Genomic DNA, 18328 nt, shown 5'->3' with positions numbered 1-18328 from the left:
GGGAGGATTCCGACCCCAGGCACGCAACTGGAATTCGCGCTTCTCGATAATCTTGTCATGAGCGCCATTCGAGACCTGACCCGCCGTCAGCAGCCGGTGTTCGTCCCCGAGCCTCTGCCCAAGAAGGCTCCGGCGAAGGCCGAGGAGGCCGCCCCGAATCGCCTGTTGCGCGACGAGTCGCGGTTCGAGTCCCGGTCCCCGGCCAAGGCGCCCGTGGAGCTGAATCCGACGGTCCCCGTCAAGGCGCCGGTGCCGGGCAAGGTCGACATCGAAGGCATCGCCAACATCAAGGACCCGGTGGCCCGCAACCACGCCATCACCCAGGGCTACTACGAGCTCTCCAACCAGATGGCGGGCCTGCTCGGCAAGGAGAACGCCAACTGGGCCACCTTCGGTGTCTGGGCTTCGAAGCAGGCGGGCGTGAGCATCCGGCAGGAGGACCTGCCGAAGGCTTTCATGGACCAGCTCAAGGGCGACAACAAGTGGCTCGGTGCGCTGACGAACATCGGCCTGGGCGCTATCAATCCCCTGGCGCCGGCGCTGACGGAGGCCCTGAAGATTCCCATCCGGGACGCGCTGAACCGCGTCAGTGATGCCATCGCGGATGGCAACCAGAAGCTCTTCCGGGACATCGCGCCGGAGTTCCAGCGCTTCACGGAGACCTTCAAGGGCGACACGAAGTACGACGCCGCGAAGGTGGAGAAGTACCTGGAAGGCTTCCCTCCCGGGAAGGAGAACCTCAAGGCCGCCTTCTCCGACTACGCCAAGGCGATGTTCGAGCAGGACCCGAACAAGAAGGCGGAGCTGATGCTCTCCGCCAATGACCGGGTGGGCGTCCACGAGCAGAGCCTGATTCAGGGCGAAGTCGAACGCGCCCTCAACGCCCCGCTCAAGGAGACCTTCGCCCCCATCGTGAAGGCCACGCTCGACGCGGCCGGCAATGCGCTGCCCTTCCCGGCGAACCTCGCCTACAAGGGCGCCAAGGCGGCCGGCCTGGTCGACAAGGCGGTGGACAGCGTCGTGGACAGCCTGACGGGGCAGTTCCGCCAGTTCGCCACCGAGCACATGATGAAGATTGGCCTGCCGGAGGGCAGCCTGAGCCTGGGTGACGACGTGAAGCCCGGGGCGCAGGGCGACTTCCCCGAGCACCTGCGCACCATCGAGAGCGGCGAGCTGAACAAGCTCCTGTCCCAGTACGACAAGACGCCCAACTCGCTGAAGGGCTCGTCGGCCAATGACTGGTCCCAGTTCGACCAGCGCATGAACTACATCGTCGACCTGTTCCGCTCCCGCCAGGGCGACCCGCGCCTCTTCGACGCGCCCTGAGCCGCGTCAGTCGTTGCTGCCGAGGCAGGGCTTGCAGGCGTGGTTCCCCGTCTGGGACACGAACCCGGTCCGCTGTCGCACCACGCGGATGCAGCACCACGTCTGGTTGCACAGTCGTCCCCTCGAGCCGCTACCGTGGAAACCCTGGCGCGGGGACGACAAGAATCGCCAATCACAGCCCGCACCTCAGGTGAAGGCCCTGGCCCTCGTGCCACGGGTGGGCACGGACCTTCCCGCAGCGCACGGACTTCGCTGCTGGCGCGGGCCACCATCGCCCCCAGTGGCGCCAGGCGGGAGAGCCACGCTCGCCCTCTCGTCCGCTCTCTCACGCCTTGGATTTCAGGCGTCCTGCTTTGAATCCAGGCGCTGAAAACCTGCGCTCCGGGCATTGACGGTGCCTCTCCAGGCAGGGCTCACGGCTCGCCTTGACATCACCTCGTGGGTGCGGTTGAACTGCCCGCGATTCGCAATTGCGAATCATTATCAGTTGGCGGTTCCCGAGGAGGACATGGCGACATCGACCCTGCTGATGGTGCTGGGCCTCGCCGTGCTCCGTGGCGTCGCGCTTCCTCCGCTGCTGACCGGCCGTCCCCTGTGGGGGAGGGCGCTGGGGGCGTTCTGCCTCCTCACCTCCGTGGGGTTCGCCGTGAAGGCCCAGGGGCTCGCGGTGGGGCTGACCTGCGCCGCCGTGCTGGCGATGCTGGTGGTTCCCCTCCTCGCGTTCGCGGTGCCGCTGTGGCCTCGCGCCACGCGGTATGTGTGGCCGCTGGGCGCGCTGGGGCTCGCGGTGCTGTGGTGGGGAGGCGCCTGATGGCCCACCAGCATGGAGCCGGCCGTATCGCCGCCGCCGTGACGGGTGCTCCCGGCGCCGCGGTGCTCGCGAGCCTGGCCGTACCGGCGGTGTTACCCGTGCCGGCGGATGTCAGGCTGCTCATCGCGGTGCTCGCAGTCCTGCCCGCCGCCGCCACCGCCGTGTGTCTGGCATTGCTTGCCCGCAGCGCCGCGCGTGCCTGGGCTGTCTCCGCCGGAGTCGCCGCCGTGGCGGCCGTCGTCCTGGTGCTCGCTTGAAGCTCTCTGCCCGTGCCTACGAGATTCTCTGGGATGCCCACGCGTGGGCCGGCGTGCTGTCGTCCCTGGTCCTGTTCGTGACGTTCTTCCTGGGGGCCTTCGCTCTCTTCGCGGAGGAGCTGTCGCCCTGGCAGGAGCCCACGTTCCGCGCGCCCATCGCCGTCCCGGAGGCGCGGGCCGTCGAGCTCGCGCAGCGGCTGGCGGACTCGGAGGCCGCGTCTCGACCCGTGTGGTTCGGCATCTCCCTGCCCACCGCGGAGGAGCCGTGGCTGCGCTTGTGGCGGATGACCGACGGCGCCATCCATCCGCTCTGGTGGGACCCCGTCACCGGCCGGCAGCTCGGGGAGCGCAGCGACCTGGGCGAGTTCCTCAACGCGATGCACTTCCTGGAGCCGATACCCGGCGGACAGCACCTGTCGGGGCTCGCCTCGGCCGTGCTCGTCCTGCTGGTGGGCACCGGGCTGCTGCTCCAGCTCGGCAGGATGATGCGCGAGCTGGTGCAGTTCCGTCCGGGCTCCGCGCGCCGGGTGTTCTGGTCCGACACGCACAAGGTGATTGGCGTCATCAGCGCGCCCTTCCTGCTCGTCTTCGGAATCACCGGTGGGATTCTCTGGCTCGACGACTGGTTCGAGCCCGCCGTGGTGAAGACGTCGATGAAGGGCGACCCGCAGGTGAAGGCGCTCGCCGTGGACTGGCCTGCTCCTCCCGCCGCGTCAGGCAAGCCCGCGGGTGCTCCCGACCTGGCCCATGCGCTCGCCCTGGCGAAGCAGCGCTTCCCCGCGTCGGAGCACTCCTGGTTCTTCTTCGACAACCTCGGTGACGAGCAGGGCATCGTCCATCTCCCCGGGGAGCGCGAGGGCACGCTGCACGCCTTCACCCACGTGCGCGTCTCGAGGACCGGAGAGCTCTTGTGGGCCCGCGACACGGGCGGTGGGACGCTCTACTCGCGGGTGATGGACCCGCTGTACGGGCTTCACTTCGCCACCTGGGCAAGCTTCCCCGCAAAGGTGCTCTACGCCCTGCTGGCCTTCGTCTCCGCGTTCGGCATCCTCGCGGGCAACCTGCTCTGGCTGGAGCGGCGGCGCGCGAAGGCGTCCAGTCGCTTCGACCGCGTGCTCGCGATGCTGACCTCCGGCTTCTGCGCGGGACTCGCGCTGGCGGTCGCCAGCCTCTTCCTCGCCAACCAGCTGCTCCCCGCGGAGCTGTCCGCGCGTCCGAGCTGGGAGCACGCTGTCTTCCTCGCGGCCTGGGGGCTCGGAATCGCGGGCGCCTTCGTCGACGGCGAGCCCGCGCGGTATGCGCGCCGCCTGCTCCTGGGCGCCAGCGCGCTGCTCGTCGTCGTCCCACTCATCGACGGGGCGAGGATGGGGCGGCTGCCCTTCGTCTCGGGCTCGTCGCACGTGCTGGCGACGGAGCTGGGCCTCGTGGCGCTGGCGCTCCTCCTCGCGGGCGCCGCGCGTGCCATCCGGCGCCTCCAGCGCCCCACGCCCGTGGCTTCTCCCTCCACCGTCGAGCCGGACGCTTCAGCCTCCGTGCCGACCTGACCCTCCACGCCTCACCCCCCTCAACGGAGTCCATCATGCGCACCCTCCGCCGTCTCGCCACGGCATCCGCCGCCACCTCGCTCCTGCTCACCACCGCCCTGGTGGGCTGCGGAGACGACGACGAGAAGACGCCGGGCCCGTCCGATACCAAGGAGCCCGTGTACAGCCTGGCCACGTCGGTCTTCTCCCAGGCCGGAAGCGCCACGTACGTGAGCGTCTTCAACTCCCTGGACATCACCGCGCTGGATTTGACGAAGGCCCGCGAGCACTCCGGCTTCGCGACGATTGGCGCCGTTGACGGGATGCTCTTCGTTGGCGCGGGCGAGGCGCCCGAGGTGTCGCGCTACACGGTGAAGGATGACGGCACGCTGGAGGACGCGGGGCGCATCAGCTTCGCCAACTACGGCCTCACCACCTCGCCGCTCTACTTCAATCAGTTCGTGGACTCGACCAGCGCGTACATGTCGCTGGAGGAGTCCCGGCGCATCATCTGGAACCCCTCGACGATGGAGATCTCCGGTCCCGCCGAGGTGCCGGGCGTGGTCCGCGAGCGCGAGGACCTGGTGGTGAAGACGGGCTATGACCGCGCCCGCGTGGTGCGCGGTGAGTATGTGTTCCAGTCGTTCTATTGGACGGATGGCAGCTACTTCAACTTCCTGCCCACCTCGCAGATCGCCATCTACTCGAAGACGGATGACAGTCTGGTGAAGCTGCTGGATGCGCCGTGCCCCGGGCTCGACGTGGCGACGCAGGACGAGGCCGGCAACATCTACTTCTCCAACTGGGTGTTCAGCTCCGCGGCGCCCGTCCTCAAGGAGACCGCGCCCGCCACCTGCATGGTGCGCATCAAGGCCGGGGCGCAGGAGATTGACACCACCTTCACGCGCTCGCTCTCCTCGATGGTCGGCGGCCGTCAGACGGCGGCGTTCCGCTACCTGGGCAATGGCACCGGCGTCGTCGCCGTGTTCCACGACGAGAACCTGACCATCGACGAGAACACCAAGGCCACGGACATCACCAGCGGCCTGCACTGGAAGCTGTGGCGGGTGAACCTGGAGGCCGGCACGGCGTCGCCCATTGAAGAGCTCGGCTTCATCGCGGGCGGTTACTACTCCTTCACGCTGGACGGCCGGACGTTCCTGCTGCTGCCCACGGCCGACTACAGCAAGACGGCCATCTGGGAGCTGGGCGTCAGCGGCGCGCCGGTGAAGCGCTTCGAGACGCTGGGCTGGGCGTACCAGTTCGTGAAGGTGCGCTGAGCCGTCGTGCCCGACGCGCCTGGCTTCGTTCGAGGCCGGGCGCGTCGTCCTTCACGTCCGTCAGTACTCGAGCGTGCCCTTGAGCCAGGCCGCGCGGCCGGGCCGCTCGACGCCGTAGAAGTCGAAGACGCGCGCGTCGGTGACGTTCTCCAGCTCGGCGGTGAGCCCCGCGGTGAGCTTGCCTCGCCGGACGCGGTAGCCGACTCCCGCCGCCTGCACGAACTGGGTGGCGATGGTCTCCTTCGACTCCACCGTGCCCAGGCTCTCCCAGTTGCGGAAGAAGCCCTTCACGTAGCGGGTGCTCCAGAACGGGGACAGCTCGTCCTCCGCCAGCGCCAGCCCTCGCAGGGACACGCGGGCCGTGGCGTTGGCGAAGAGCCACGGACGGTTCGGCAGGCGGCTTCCCTCGAAGGCGCCGAAGGTGCCCTGGCCGGAGACGTTGCGCGGGTTCTGCACGGTGGCGTTGGCGTCCAGGCTGAAGAGGCCGCCTGGTGAACTCCACCCGGCCGAGCCCTCCACGCCGAGAATCCGGGCCGCGTACACGTTCTGGTAGCTCCAGTCCCGGTCTCTCCCCGCGAGCAGGATGAGGTTGTCCGCGAAGCGGGCGAAGCCGTTGAGCTCACCCCGGAAGGTGCCCAGCTTCGTGCGCAGCGGTACCGAGGCGAGGCCCAGGTTCAGGTTGTGGCTGTGCTCCGGCTCCAGGTCCAGGTTCTCCTGGATGAGCACTCCGTTGCCGAAGACCTCGTCGGGGCGCGGCAGGCGCGTGGCGCGCTCGTAGCTGGCCTTGAGGTAGACGGGCGAGCCCAGCCGGAGCCGCAGCGCCGTGCCGCCTCCAAGCTGATGCAGCTCGCGGTCCTTGTTCCGCCAGCCCCCCGTTTCCATCGGCTGCTCGGCCTTGCCCTGGTAGACGTAGTCCTTGCCGAAGAGGATGACCTCCAGCGCGTCGTCGAACAGGTCGACTTCGTATTCGAGCCCGGTGACGAAGGTGAGCTGCGAGCGCTCCGGGGCGAGCCGGTCCGGGTCGCTGGGGCTGAGCTTGCGCCGCTCCTCACCGGTCCGCGCCGTCCTCGTCGGAGCGAAGGCGAGCCGCAGCGTCTGGTGCTCCGCCACGTCCCAGCCCACGTTGACGCGGCCATAGAGGGAGCGCTGCCAGACCGTCTGATCGACGGGGGTCCCACCCAGCTCCCCCGCCACGTCGCGCTGACGGACGCGGTTGCCGAACCAGTCGTAGACCCACTCGCCCACGTCCGTGAGCTTCGTGGCCTGCCACGCGTAGCCCGCCAGCACGTCCAGGTGGACGCTCGGCGACAGCGTCTTCGCGTAGAGCACCTGCGCGCCCAGCGTGTCGGAGTCGTAGCGGGCCTCTCCGTACGGCGTGCCCGACATCACCAAGTTGTGTTGCAGCTCCTTGTCGTGCTGGGAGCCGAAGGCGCGCACGACGAGGCGGTCCGCCCAGGACAGGCCGGTGTAGCCCGCCTCGACGCCACCGCCGAGCGCCTCGTAGCCGTCGTGGAAGCGCTTGACGGTGACGGGACGGAGGCTGCCCCGGTCATCCGCGGCCTCCACGTCGACGGAGTAGTCGTTGTTCGTGGTGTCGGCGAAGAAGTGGGCCCGCGCGTAGAAGCCCTCTTCCGCGGGCTTGTAGCCGCCGCCGAGCGTGAGGCGGAAGGTGCCGAAGGCTCCACCCTGGAGGGACACGGCGCCATGCGCGCCTGTCTCCAGCGGCGCGGAGATGAGGTTGACGGCGCCACCGAGCGCGTCCGCGCCGTAGCGCACCGGCACCACGCCCCGGTAGAGCTGGATGGAGTCCACCAGGTTGACGGGCACGTTGGCGATGCCGAAGGGATAGCCCGAGAGGTCCAGCGGCACGCCGTCCAGGAAGAAACGAATCTGGTCGTCGGTGAGGCCGTTGAGCGCGAACAGCGCGGTGCTGCCGAGCCCGCCCGTGCGCCGCACCTCCACGCCCTCCTGTGAGGCCAGCACCTGGCCCAGGTCTCCAGAGCGCGAGCGAGCGCGCTGGATGCTCACGATTCTCACGGCCTCGGCGGACTGGCGCCGCGCTTCCGCGTCCGAGCGCGCGGAGACGGTGGTCTCCAGCTTCTTCTCCTCGGGGACTGGCGGCGTGGGCTCCGCAATCGCGCCAGGCTCCGCCGTGGGCTCGGCGCCAGCGGGCGCCTCGGGGACGGGAGGCGAGGCAGGCGCGTCGAGCTTGAAGGTGTGGGCCAGCTCAATCTGGCAGGCCACGGCCTCGCCCCGGACGCGCGCGGGCTCGAACTTGAAGGAGAAGCTGGCGGTCCTCACGGCTTCGTCGAAGGCCGCGCCCGCGGAGCGGACGACCTCCGAGTCCGTCACGGTGCCGCGCTCATCGAGCGTGAGTCGAAGGACGACCTCTCCCTCGCGCCCGGCCGCCTGCTCGGCTTCAGGATAGGGAACCCCGACGCTGTCGAGGCGCCGAGGCACCTGGACCTCATCGCCCGGTGGGACCTCCGCCGTGGCCGAGGCCGTGGCTGGAGCGGGCGCCTCCGAGGGGGACGGCGTGGACGGGGCCGGGGAGGCCACCGAGAGGAGCAGCGCGAGGGAGGTGACCGGTGAGAACATCCGCAATCCCGGACTACTTGGTTTTGCGACGCAATCTCAATTGCGCGCCACGGGGGATATCGGGGATTGCGGCGAGGCGGTCAAGGCGCGGGGCCCTCCGCCTCGTCGGGTCCTGCTTCCTCGCTCGCGAGCCTCACGTCACGGGCTCGCGGCGAGGCAGGGGCCTGCTCACTGGACGATGGCGCCCAGCTCCGTCTCGCCCGGCTCAATCTTCGCTTCGGGGTTGGACCAGACGAAGGGGATGCCCGGCTGACGGTACAGGGTGTTGGGGATGTCCTTGGCCAGCTGCGCGTGCAGCTCCGGGAGCTGGGACCAGTGCACGCCGTGCTTCGCGTGGTGGGCGGTGTGGAAGCCCAGGTTGCCCGTCATCAGGTTGTAGCCCCGGTGAACGATGTTGTACGAGGCCTGCGTGTGCTCCTTCGTCTCCAGCCCCACGTGGTGGAAGTAGGTGGCCCAGACGGTGACGTAGAGCGACGCCACCATGGGGAGCAGGAACACGAAGAGGGCGTTGTACCAGTTGTGCCAGAACAGGACGCCGAGCAGCGCCACCTGGAGCGCGCCCATGGCCAGGAAGATGCGCAGGGCCTTCGGGTGTGAGCGCCCCACGGCGTAGGCCCGGGGGTAGGCCTGCAGCGTGTTGATGACGGAGAACTCGACCTCGCCCATGGTGGACCCGTCATCGCGCTTCCAGCGGGCCTCGTCCTTCTCCTGGTCCAGGTAGTTGCGGTGGTGGCCGACCACGTGGTGGAGGAACCAGGCCTGGGACGTCACACCCGTCTGGAAGCCGAAGATGACCTCCAGCAGGCGGTTGGGCAGCGCGTGCCGGAACATGGGCACGTGCTGGTGGTGGTGGTTCCAGGCGCTGATCCACCCCTTGGGAATCACCCAGAGGGCGAGCCAGAGGAGGGGGAGCCACCAGTTTCTCGCCGTGAAGTAGACCGTCAGGTCCAGGGCGAACACCGTGGCGAACAGCAGGACGGGGATGCGGTCTCTGGGATGTCGGAACAAGGTCATGCGGATTCCACAGCGGGGGTGGGACGGGCTCCCAGGGGAGGGTAGAGGGTTTGCCGCTCGCGCGGGACAAGCTTTCCAGAGACGCCCTTCGGAAGCACCACGCCGAAGAAGAAACCCTCCTCGAAGGGCTCCGTCGAATCGACGTGGACGCGTACCCGGGCGCCGAGGGTCGCCAACGCGGTGCGCAGGAACACCATGGCGAAGTCCCCGGCCACGCAGGCCCGAGGGCCCCGGCCGAACGGGAAGAAGTGGCCGCTGCCGAGCGGGTTGCTGGCCGCGCCGCCGTTGAGCCAGCGCTCCGGGTCGAACGTCTCCGGGCTCGTCCAGTGCGTCGCGTCGCGGTGCAGGTGCTGGTTGGAGATCATCAGCGTGGTCTCCGGCGGCACCATGACGCCCGCCAGCTTCGTCTCGGTGGCCGGCGAGCGGCGCATGAGGACGCGCACGGCGGGGAGGATTCGCAGGGCCTCGAAGGCGACGGCCTCGCCCCAGGGCGCTTCGCGGAGCCGCTCATGGGTCAGCGGCTCCTGCGCCAGCGCCGCGGACTCCAGCGCCAGGCGCTCCCCGGTGGCGGGGTACTTCTGGAGCTGGTGGAACGCGCCCACCAGGGTGGTGCTGGAGGAGAAGACGCCGCCAAAGAAGAACGAGCCGAGCAGGTTCGCGTGGACCTGGTCATCCAGCTCCGGCATCTCGCGCAGCGTCCACGACATCAAGTCCACCCGGTGCGCGGCCGGGGCCTGGCGCGCGGCGCGAATCTTGTCCGCGAACAGCCCGTAGAAGCGCTCCCTGGCCGCCGCGAAGCCCTTGGGCACCGAGACGAACCTGAGGGGGAGCTTCGCCTGGATGCGCGCGTCCGCCGCGGCGGCCAGCAGCATGAAGTCGTCGTACGTGGACGTGGGGAGCTTCTCGCCCACCGTGGCCACGCAGAACGCATCGAAGGTCAGCTTGCGCAGCGCGGGCGTCAGGTCGACGAACGACGGCGTCTGGAGCAGCGCCTCCACCGACTCCGCGATGGCCGCTTGCAGCGGCGGCACCTGGGCCTCCTGCCATGCCCGGACCCACGGCTGCGCCAGCGGGTCCATCCCGTGCTTGCGCTTCCAGTCCTCGCCCTGCTGCGCGGTGAACGGCGTGTCGTCCGTGACGGAGTGGCGGATCTGCTCGCCGATGTTGCCCTTCTCGAACTCCAGCCGGCGCGTCTCCATCACCTCCTGGATGACGCCGGGGTCATTGAGAATGAGCGCGGGGGACGGCCCCAGCCAGGCGACGGTGACGGGGCCGAAGTCCCGCGCGTAGCGGGCGCAGACATCCCACGGCTGGGCGCCCAGGAAGTCCCCCAGGTTTCCCAACAGGCCCGGAGTCGGCCCCGGCAGGCTGGCGAGGGGCTTTCGCCGGGCGCCGAAGAACAGGTTGAACAGGCCGCGAGAGAGCAGGTTCGGCACGAGGAGGCCTCCGGTGCTGCTCAGACGGTGATGCCGCAGGGAATCTTGTCGGGCTGCAGGACGGTGTAGGGCACGTCGGCGCGCGCGTTGCGAGCCTTCACCGCCGCCAGCTGGTCTCGCATGCGCTGGTGGAAGCGTTCGCGCAGGGCCAACAACTCAGGCTCCTGGAAGTACTCCTCGCGCCAGCCGAACTCGTTCAGCAGGTACTCCTCATCCTCCCCGAAGCTGGAGAGCGCCCGGCCGATGGCCACCTGCCAGAGGGTCTGGGACTTGCTGGGAATCATGGCGGCGATATCGCTCGGGCCCAGGACGCCCTTCTGACGGGGCGGCTCCCGGCGCATGCACAGGGGCGCGTTGGGTACGAAGGCGTAGTGCTCGTATTGCAGGTAGTTGACCGCCGCGTGCTGGACGCTGACCGTGAAGAGGACGGTGGCGAGCATGTCGACCAGGTCGTCCACGCGGGAGAGCTCCTGGCAGGGCAGCTTGTCGACGGGCAGGCCGTGCTCGGTGAGGTCCTTCCACCAGCTTTGCATCTCGGTGTCGCCCTCGAGGTCCGCGTCGGTCCGATAGAAGTGCCGGAGCACCCCGCCGACGTACTCCTCGAAAGCATCCCACAAGGGGAGGGCGTCGTCGCGGTAGGGGTAGTAGGGCAGGACGTCAGGGGACAGCACGCCCCGGCGCTCGAAGTCCGGCCGAGGCTTGTTGTCCATCAGCTTCCAGCGCTGGTACCCCTTCTTGCCGAGCTGGAGGTGGCCCTTGTCCGGTCCCCCGGTGGCGATGAAGTCATCGAACACCCCGCCCTCGGCGAGCAGGCCCTTGCGTGCTCCCTCGTTGATGGCGAGCGTGTAGCGGAAGTGCCGGCGCAGCAGCTTGTAGACGGGGTGCGGGTCCGGGAGGTTGCGCATCGTCGCCATGACGAAGGGCTCCGCCACGAAGTGGGTGCGCAGCGCGTGGCCCACCATCTGGTGCGTGTTGCCCTCGCTGCAGCGGACGTAGATTTTCGCCGCCAGCCAGTCGTACTCGCCGTCGTTCGGCGTGAAGACCGGGTCCTTCTGGGGGTCGCGCCCCAACTGGATGGCGAGCGGGCGGAGCTGCCGGGTGTCGTCCAGGTACAAGAGGCAGCGGGACGCCGGCGCCCAGCGCCGCTCCTCGACGCCCCCCTCGTTGACCTTCCGGTACATGGGGATGTCGTCGAGGATTTCGAAGTCGAGCAGGAAGATGCGCTTGCTGTCGAGCGCGAGCGCCAGCGTGGTGCCGGGCGACAAGAGGCCGCGCACGTCGTCATCCGTCAGCGGCATGCCCTGGGGCAGGCTGGGGATGAGCGTGATGTGCAGCGGGTTGATGCCCTGCACGGCCTGCCGGGCGAACTCGTAGTCGTCCTTCCACCGCTGGGAGAGCTGGGGGACTTCCAGGCCCTTGAAGAAGTCGAAGATGTCGACGAGCCCGTTCCACGCGCTGGACAGCATGGGCAGGTGCAGCTTGATGGACGCCAGCGTCTTGGCGATGACGACCTCGTAGCTGCCCTCCGTCAGCCCCCGGTACAGCTCGTCCTTGGGCAGGGGCCGCGCCTCGCTCAAGTCCAGCGCGCCGGGGAGCCCCTCGGTGGCCGAGGCGGCACGCCAGGGATACAGCTGCTGACGGTGCTTGAGCAGCTCGCGCCGCGCCATCGACTCGCGGGCGTGGTTCACCTGTCGCGAAAGCTTCGCGGAGCCCTCGAGCACGTCCACCGTGGCGCCGCCCTGCACCCACCGGAAGAACGGAAAGCGCCATGGCCTTCCCTCCGACGTGACGTGGGCCCAGTCCATCAACCAGTCACCCGCGACGCCTCCCGCGTTGGTGAAGCGCAGCAGGACCAGGTCGCCCAGGTCCATGGATTTGACGGAGTAGACATCCTCCGCTCCCGCCTCGAAGTCATTGTGGAAGCGCTTGTCCAACGCGTGCGGTCCGCTCTCCCCCAACGTGCCCACCAGGGTGACGGAGATGTCTGCATTCGTGCCCGCGCCGAGCTTCGCGCTGGTGCGAATCTTGATCTTGTACTCGACAGTCATGGAACCCTCTACGGAACGGGGCAGACCGTAGGACGGGGAAAGCGAGGGCTGCAAGCCATGGTACCCTCCCCGCGGACGGATGCAGGCGTCGCTCAGCGCACGGAATCAGCGAAGGTTCCAGTGGCCCTGTCATGAATGAGGGACACCCGTGGAGGTTGGGCTGATGACAGACGGTGGCACGGACAGGCCCGAGGCCAGGGGCAGGGGACGGGGATGATGTTCGCGGTGCTGCGTCGGTGGATGGGCGCTCTCGGGTTCAGAGGACGCGAGAGTGGCGGGAATGAAGTGCTGGACGCCGAGGAACTGGCGCGGTGGTACTCGGGACTGAAGCTCGAGGAGCGGCTGGCCCTGAGTCGTCAGCTCGCACCTCGGGTCCGTGCGGGTCGCACCGTGCGGGACCCCTCCACGCTGCCCGCGGTGGTGGTGGGACGTCTGGTTTTCGAGCAGGACGGCGCGGATGGCCCCATCCCCTTGCATCACATCAAGGTGGAGCTGTGGGACCGGGACTTCGGCGCGCCGGATGACTTTCTCGGGGTGGGTTTCACGGACCCTGAGGGTGGGTTTTCGGTCCGCTACGACCCCGCCGACGCGGGCGTGGGAGACCTGCCGGACCTGGAGGTCCGCTTCTTCGAGCCGCAGCACACCTTCCGTCCGGACGGGCAGGTGGTGGAGACCTGGAGGCGCATCGGCTCCGAGCATGGGCCGGACGACCACGGGGGACTGCACCACGACTTCGGGACGGTGAGGCTGCCGTATTGGGAATACGATTCGACGACGCCGCTTGCCCGCCTGCTCGTGACAGAGGAGGGGACGCCGCCCACGGCCTATGCGCCGGGCCGCGCGCTGGCGATGTTGAAGGCCGTGGCGCCGATAGAGCTCGTCAAGCGCGGGCACCTGCTCCAGGGGAAGCTGGGACAGGCTCCCGCGCTCGACAAGATTCAAGCGGACTATCCGGAGGCGCTGACGGTGCGGATGGAGCGCGAGTCGCCGGGCTCCACGCGCACGGATGCCTTCTTCGGAGAGCGGCTGCTCAACGGCATGTTCTCCAGCGTCCTCGACAGGGACCCGGAGGCGGCCGGAGAGGCGAACGCGTTCCGGCTCTACTACCCGTGGAACGCGTATGAGCAGGATGGCATCCACTGTCTGCCGGATGTGGACGTGCGGCTGCGGCTGGTGGAGGAGCGGCTGTTGCCGGTGCGCATCATCCTGGGCCTGCGTGAGCCTGGCGCGACGGCCCCTGGCTCACCGGTGACGCGGCGGAGCTTCACTCCCGCGGATGGCGCGGGCTGGGAGGCCGCCAAGCGGATGGCGCGGGTGAGCGCGACGCTGGACACCGAGCTGGGCAACCACCTGGGGCAGTGTCACTTCAACGTCGAGCAGTACGCCATCGCCGCGCATCGCAACCTGCGAAAGAGTCCGCTGCGCTGGCTGCTGATGCCGCACCTGCGCGAGGTGGTGCTCATCAACCGCTCCGCCAACGGCTTCCTCGTCGGGCCCACGGGCTACATCACCCGCGCGAGCGCGCTGACGGAGCGGGGCGTGCAGTCGCGGCTCCAGCACCTGCTGGGCAGCTACGACTGGAAGGGCTTCGAGCCCGCGCCGCCCGTCTGTGAGGGACACCGCTACGCGCGCGCAGCGGGGCTGTTCTGGAAGCTGTTGGGCGAGCACGTGGACGCGTTCTTCGTGGAGCACGGCGCGGCGCTGGAGGCCGAGTGGCGCGAGGTGCGGCGCTTCTCGGACGACCTGGTGGCGCACTCCGCGCCGGCCTTCGTGTGTCGCTACCTCCGGGCGACGGTGCCGGGGAAGGCCGCGCCGTGGTTCGTGCGCTCCGAGCGCATGGACCTGGACGCGAAGACACAAGGGCCTGGGCCCAAGGCCGTCAGCGCGGTGACGTGGACGGACGTTCCCCAGCCCGGGGAGCTGGAGTCGCTCAAGCGGCTGTGTCGGTATGTCATCTTCTTCGCGACCTTCCGTCACGCGTGGGCCAACAACCTCCAGTGGGACGACGCGGGCGAGGTGCTGTACGCGTGTCTGGGATTGCGCTGGGGCAAGGGTGGGGCGCTGTCGACGGAGGCGGACCTGGACGTGGCGCCTTCACCAGAGGAAGCCACGGAGATGCTGTGGATTTCGTGGATGTTGTCCAAGACGAACTACGGCTTCCTCCTGTCGAACGAGGAGGATGACGTGCACCCCCGGTTCGTGGAGCTGTTGCGCGCACACGCCGCCGAGTTCTCCGCGCTGGGCCTGGACATCAGGACGGTCAGCTCGCGCATCAACATCTGAGCGGAAGCTGTCATTCGCCAAAGTTACGCTGGCGATGGTGGTAGGTTTCCAACGCCTCACGGAAGTCCTCGTGAGTGAAGTCGGGCCAGAGCACCGGGGGGAAATAGCACTCGGAGTAGGCGCTCTGCCAGGACATGAATCCGGACAGGCGATGCTCCCCGGAGGTCCGGATGATCAGATCGGGATCCGGTTGGCCCGTCGTAAACAGCTTCCCGGCGATGTCTTCGGCGCAGAGCGTGGAGGAGAGCTGCTCGAGGGGTGTGCCGTTCAAGGCGTGCTCGGCCAGCAGCGCGCGCAGGGCCCAGACAATTTCATCCCGTCCACTGTAGGCAATCGCGACATTGACATTCATGCTGTCGGATTTCGCCGGGAGCCGGGTCGCCAAGGTCAGCGAGTTCGCGATGCCGGGGGGGGCAGTTGGGAGGTTTCGCCAAGAGCCCGTATGCGCCAACGCCCATCCGCCGCGAGCTCATCAATCAGGTTCTTGATGATGGAAAGCAGGACACCGAGCTCGCGGCGATTGCGACGCAGGTTCTCGAGTGAGAGCACCCAGACGGTCACCCAGCGGATGCCCGCCTCGTCACACCATTCGAGAAACTCATGCACCTTGGCCGCGCCGCGCGAATATCCCTCCTGGGCGTCCAGGCCATGGGTTCTGGCCCAACGACGATTCCCGTCGAGGATGACCGCGATATGTCGCAAGGGTGTACTCAAGGTGCAAGGCCGAGGGTTGGGTGCTTTCGGTGTCCTTCATGCTCGGCGAGTGACAGCGCCCACAGCGGGAAGATGCGCAGATAGGTGTCGTAGTGGATGGCGCAGGTGCGACTGAAGACGCCTGCCTTCGGCTCGCCTGGCCACCGGCCCTCGGCTTCCTGTCGCGCGCGCAGCCACGCCACACCCCGACGCGTGGCCTCCGAGTCGGCCTCTTTAGCGGCCATGAGCGACAGCAGCGCCCATGACGTCGTCACCGCATGTCCCGTGGGCCCGTCCACCCAGCGACGCTCACGGCAGCTTTGGATGGTCTCGCTCCAGGAGCCGTCCTCGCGCTGGTGCTCCTCGAGGAAGCGGACCGCCCGGCGCAGCGCGGGGTCTCCAGTTCGAGCGCCACCTGCGACGAGGCCCGTCACCCCGAACCACGTGCCATAGCTGAAGCACACGCCCCACGAGCCCTCCCAGCCTCCGTCCGGCCGCTGCGTGCGGCGCAGGAAGTCCAGGCCGTGCGAGATGGCTTGACCCACCGGCGCATCGGGTTGGAAGTTTCGCCAGGCGATGAGGGCCTGGACACAGGCGGAGGTGCACTCGACGTAGCTTGCGTCCACCATGATGCCGGAGAACACGTCCGAGGGATTGAACCGCTCCAGCCAGTGGGGTCCCCGCGTCAGCTCGTAGGTGGCCCATCCCCCGTCGCGATTCTGGAGCGAGAGGATGAACTCCACGGCCTGGGCCAGTCGCTCGCGAGGCACGCGGTTGAGCCCCAGCGGCTCCAACAACAGACACGCCTTCACCGCCTCCGCGGTGCAGTCGCTGATGGGCCAGCCGTGGGCTCGCGTGCTGAAGGGCCAGCCCCCTCGGCTCGGATGTCGGTGGAAGCGCTCGGCGCGCGGAGAGTCCTCCAACACCTGCTCCGACTCCAGGAAGCGGGCCGCGCGCGCGAGCGGGGCCCGTGCCTCCTCCTGACCGGAGGCCACCAGCGCCTGGACCGCGAACGCGGTGTCCCAGAGCTGCGAGGAGTTGTAGCCGTTGACCGTCACTCCCTCCGGGGTGTGCTGGAGGTAGTCCGGCAGGCGCTCCAGGTGGGCGCGCACCTCGGGGCCGTCTGGCCGGGCCAGGTGCCACACCACGGCGTTGAGCACCTTGTTGATGGGCCCGATGCAGATGAAGTGCGTGGCCTCGTCTTCGCCGCGAATCTGCGCCAGCGACTCCTCCAGCGCCCGGGCGCGGAGCCGCCTGGAATGCACCCGCTCGTAGAGCCCGAGCACGCGATTCACCGCCCGCAGCCATGCGCCGCGCGGGGTGTAGACGTCGGTGGCGGCGACCCGGTTGCGCGCCGCCTTCCAGTCCACGTCCACGTAGGGCAGGGGATACAGCTCGCGCCGCAGCTCGGCCAGCAAGGGCGTCTCGGCGGCGCGCGCGCGGCGGCCATGGAGCCAGCCCATGGGCAGGTACACCATGCGGCAGTGGCACCACAGGCGCGACGGATGGAACGGCAGCGCGCGCGGCAACAGCCACAGCTCCGGCGGCGTGGGCGCGAGCCCGTCGTATTCGTAGAGCCCCAGCAGGGCGAGGATGGCCTTGCCCCAGGAGCCGCTGCCCAGCGGTCCGCCCCGAGGGAGGAACCAGGCCCGTGCGCGGACGAGGCCCTCGTCCTCGGCCTCGACACCGAGCAGCCGCAGCGCCACGTAGTTGAGCACCGTCGTGAAGACGAGGCTCGGTGACTCCACGTCCAGCCCCCAGCCGCCGTCCTCGTTCTGACGGGCGCGAGCGTAGGAGACCAGCCCCTCCCGGGTGCGTGCGTCCGGAGCCCGTCCCATCACATACAGCCCGGCCACGTAGACCGGACTCAAGAAGAGGGGCCCGCTGTAGTCGCCCTTCCAGGAGCCATCCGCCTCCTGGGTCCGGGCAAGCACGTCACGGGCCCGCTGCGTCATCGCATCGCCTCCACCCCCTCGGGCACACGCGAGCACTCCGCGTAGAACGCCCGGAGCGCCGCATCCGAGGCCACCCGCTCCTGCGTGAGGAGCATCGCATTCAGCACCGCGTCCCGGCCGAGCTTCACCGGCGCGGGGTCGAACACCGCGGGATTCCCCTCCACCACGTTGAGTGTCATCACCGCGAAGAAGAGAGGGTACAGGCAGAACAGCCGGAGCCCTGGCTCTTCGGGTGGAAGCGCCAGCGAGTATTCGAGCGCATCATCCAGCTCGCGGCGCGCCACCGCCACCAGCTCCGTGTGCAGCGCCATCGCCCGTGCGCGATTGCCTGGCAGGGCGAGCGTGGCCGGCTCCAGGCCATACGCCGCCATCCGGTCCAGCGGCAGCCAGCAGCGTGCGTTGTCCAGGTCCTCGCGCACGTCCTTCAGGATGTTGACGAGCTGCAATGCCTTGCCAAATGCGACGGCCTTCGGGACGAGCAGGGCCTGTCTGGCGGGAGTGACGCAAGGCGAGTAGTCGATGAAGAGTCCGGTCAGCATCTCGCCCACCACGCCCGCCACGAAGTAGCAGTACGTGAGCGTCGTCTGGAGGTCCGGCAGCCCCAGGACCTGCCCGGTGCCTCCATGCTGTCGCTGAATCTGGCTCATGCCATCGGTCATGATGCGCATGCAGCGCTGGACGTGGGGGTGGACCCAGGAGGGGAGCGAGGCCAGGGTCTTCAGCACCGTGGAGATGCCCATGAGGAGCTCCACTTCGGCCTCGGGCGCGGACGCGCGCAGCGCCGACGTGGCCCGGCGGGCGAAGGCCGGGGCGCGTGCTTCCCAGCCCGGCTCCAGCCTCACGAGCCCCATCAGTTCGTCGAACAGCTCCTCCTGGAACGGCAGGCGGGCTTCATCTTCCAGCGTGTCCGCGATGCGGCAGAGCAGGTAGGACACCGTGACGGCGAGGTCCAGGGGCTCGGGCAGCAGGGGGATGTTCAGCGCGAACGTCCGGGAGACCTTGGGGAGCACCGCTCGGCAGAACGACTCGTCCAGAGCAACCATGGCTTCCTCCGCTGCGTCATGTCGTATCCATGACCAGTAGTTGCGTCATGGGGGTGGCCTG

At 68.8% G+C, this 18328-nt stretch carries 12 protein-coding genes and 1 pseudogene; 6 read left to right on the top strand and 7 right to left on the bottom strand.

Translation table 11 applies throughout. The features are described from left to right. The first annotated feature begins 57 nt into the window (after window positions 1–57). The 5 genes from LZ199_RS25675 (at window position 58) to LZ199_RS25655 (ending at window position 5197) form a co-directional block, all read left to right on the top strand. Window positions 58–1326 carry a hypothetical protein gene (locus tag LZ199_RS25675; RefSeq protein WP_253996394.1) on the top strand — a complete coding sequence of 423 codons (1269 nt, stop codon included), beginning with the start codon at window positions 58–60 and terminating at the stop codon, window positions 1324–1326. A gap of 508 nt (window positions 1327–1834) precedes the next feature. Continuing rightward, a complete protein-coding gene (locus LZ199_RS25670; RefSeq protein WP_253996393.1) occupies window positions 1835–2137 on the top strand; it encodes a hypothetical protein in 303 nt (100 codons plus the stop codon). Then, on the top strand, window positions 2137–2394 hold the full coding sequence (locus LZ199_RS25665; protein ID WP_253996392.1) for a hypothetical protein: 258 nt from the start codon (window positions 2137–2139) through the stop codon (window positions 2392–2394). The genes LZ199_RS25670 and LZ199_RS25665 overlap by 1 nt, the downstream gene beginning before the upstream one ends. Beyond that, window positions 2391–3938: a PepSY-associated TM helix domain-containing protein gene (locus tag LZ199_RS25660; RefSeq protein WP_253996391.1), complete on the top strand. Its 1548-nt coding sequence runs from the start codon at window positions 2391–2393 to the stop codon at window positions 3936–3938. The genes LZ199_RS25665 and LZ199_RS25660 overlap by 4 nt, the downstream gene beginning before the upstream one ends. Before the next feature lie 35 nt (window positions 3939–3973). Next, window positions 3974–5197 (top strand): MxcI, encoded by a 1224-nt coding sequence (locus LZ199_RS25655; RefSeq protein WP_253996390.1) that lies wholly within the window; start codon window positions 3974–3976, stop codon window positions 5195–5197. A gap of 60 nt (window positions 5198–5257) precedes the next feature. On the opposite strand, the gene mxcH is transcribed toward LZ199_RS25655, so the two are convergent. From mxcH to LZ199_RS25635, 4 genes are all read right to left on the bottom strand, one after another. After that, window positions 5258–7795: a TonB-dependent siderophore myxochelin receptor MxcH gene (gene mxcH, locus LZ199_RS25650; RefSeq protein ID WP_253996389.1), complete on the bottom strand. Its 2538-nt coding sequence runs from the start codon at window positions 7793–7795 to the stop codon at window positions 5258–5260. Window positions 7796–7963: 168 nt separating this feature from the next. Then, complete coding sequence (locus LZ199_RS25645) at window positions 7964–8809, bottom strand: fatty acid desaturase (protein ID WP_253996388.1); 846 nt, start codon at window positions 8807–8809, stop codon at window positions 7964–7966. Next, on the bottom strand, window positions 8806–10245 hold the full coding sequence (locus LZ199_RS25640) for a cytochrome P450 (RefSeq protein WP_253996387.1): 1440 nt from the start codon (window positions 10243–10245) through the stop codon (window positions 8806–8808). The genes LZ199_RS25645 and LZ199_RS25640 overlap by 4 nt, the downstream gene beginning before the upstream one ends. Window positions 10246–10265: 20 nt before the next feature. Further along, on the bottom strand, window positions 10266–12293 hold the full coding sequence (locus LZ199_RS25635) for a lipoxygenase family protein (protein ID WP_253996386.1): 2028 nt from the start codon (window positions 12291–12293) through the stop codon (window positions 10266–10268). Between the two features lie 213 nt (window positions 12294–12506). On the opposite strand from LZ199_RS25635, the gene LZ199_RS25630 reads away from it, so the two are divergent. Beyond that, complete coding sequence (locus LZ199_RS25630) at window positions 12507–14576, top strand: lipoxygenase family protein (protein WP_253996385.1); 2070 nt, start codon at window positions 12507–12509, stop codon at window positions 14574–14576. A gap of 10 nt (window positions 14577–14586) precedes the next feature. Here the strand turns inward: LZ199_RS25630 and uppS are convergent. The 3 genes and pseudogenes from uppS to LZ199_RS25610 form a co-directional block, all read right to left on the bottom strand. Beyond that, window positions 14587–15278, bottom strand: a pseudogene (gene uppS, locus LZ199_RS46765) (polyprenyl diphosphate synthase). 8 nt (window positions 15279–15286) lie between these two features. Then, window positions 15287–17224 carry a 2,3-oxidosqualene cyclase gene (locus LZ199_RS25615; protein WP_253996382.1) on the bottom strand — a complete coding sequence of 646 codons (1938 nt, stop codon included), beginning with the start codon at window positions 17222–17224 and terminating at the stop codon, window positions 15287–15289. Further along, window positions 17221–18267 carry a squalene/phytoene synthase family protein gene (locus tag LZ199_RS25610; RefSeq protein ID WP_253996381.1) on the bottom strand — a complete coding sequence of 349 codons (1047 nt, stop codon included), beginning with the start codon at window positions 18265–18267 and terminating at the stop codon, window positions 17221–17223. The genes LZ199_RS25615 and LZ199_RS25610 overlap by 4 nt, the downstream gene beginning before the upstream one ends. Between the last annotated feature and the right edge of the window lie 61 nt (window positions 18268–18328).

The sequence above is a fragment of the Myxococcus qinghaiensis genome, assembly GCF_024198215.1.
In the GTDB taxonomy this organism is placed as follows: Bacteria; Myxococcota; Myxococcia; order Myxococcales; family Myxococcaceae; genus Myxococcus; species Myxococcus qinghaiensis.
Note: the sequence above shows the minus strand (reverse complement) of the source record. Positions and strands in the feature narration are given on the sequence as shown.